This is a genomic window from Pseudomonas sp. GZJR-8 (assembly GCF_002916705.1).
In the GTDB taxonomy this organism is placed as follows: Bacteria; Pseudomonadota; Gammaproteobacteria; order Pseudomonadales; family Pseudomonadaceae; genus Aquipseudomonas; species Aquipseudomonas synxantha_A.
This window is the reverse complement of sequence record NZ_JXSI01000033.1, coordinates 1-1025: the sequence shown is the minus strand read 5'-3', so window position 1 is coordinate 1025 and position 1025 is coordinate 1. Positions and strand designations below refer to the sequence as shown.

General features: G+C 65.6%; 1 protein-coding gene. It reads right to left on the bottom strand.

What is annotated here, in order from left to right:
* The coding region (locus TK42_RS26725; RefSeq protein ID WP_146097907.1) for a class I SAM-dependent methyltransferase at positions 1-1025 on the bottom strand (1025 nt) is incomplete at both ends.

Here is a 1025-nt window from a genome sequence, read left to right as displayed (position 1 = left end):
CTGCGCGCCATCACCACTTGCTGTCCCAGCCCATGAAACGCCTGGCACGGGAACATCACCCCGCGATAACCCGCCTCTTCCAGCACCTGCTGCCAGCGCTCACTGGACAAGCCCGGCGTACCCGGCAGCCGCAACGCCTCGTCGCGATAACGCCACCAGCCCTCCAGCAGGCCGAAGGTCAGGTGACTGAACAGTGACGCCTGGCTCAGCTCATTCAACAACAACCAGCCATCCGTCTTCAGCGCTGCCTTGGCGTGCTCGACCACTTGGCGAATATCGGCGGTGGCATGCAGGACATTGGTCGCGATCACCACATCATAGCTGCCCAGTTCCAGGCCCTGCTGCACCAGGTCTTTCTCCACATCCAGGATGCGGTAATCCAGGTAAGACCGCCCCTCGCCATAAGCCGTCTGGGCGTGCATCAAAAACGCCCGCGACAGGTCGGTGTAGGCGTACTGCCCCACCTCGACACCCAAGCTATCCAGGCCCTGCAGCACCCTTGCACTAGTGCCGCCGGTGCCGGCGCCGATCTCAAGGATGCGCACCGGTGCCGCCCCGGCCTGGTGACCGGCGCGTACCCGCGCCAGCACCGCCTGGGTGATCACCTCGTTGAAATAGTCGGACACCGCATTGTGCTTGTAGATGCCCTCGACCCGCGCCATGGAACCCTCGGGGAACATCACCTCGGTCGCACGCAGGTGCCCACTCAGCACCGCAGGCAAGGCGCGTAGGCAGGCGTCAACCAACTGCGCCTGGGCACGCCGGTCGGCGTCGCCCTCGGCCTCGCGCAATGCACTGTCCCAGGCGGCCCAGGCACTCTCGGCGGCCACCACGCGCTGCACGCGCCAAGTGTCGCCATCAGTGGCCAGCCAGCCCTCATCGGCCAGCCAGCGCAGGCTGTGGGCCAGCCAACGAGGATCGACACCTACCGTCCCGCTGGAGCGTTCCTGCAAGCGTTGATACAGGGCTTGGGTGGTCTGCGGTGTGGGTTGGTCGAACAGCCCGGCTGCCTGCAATTGCACCAA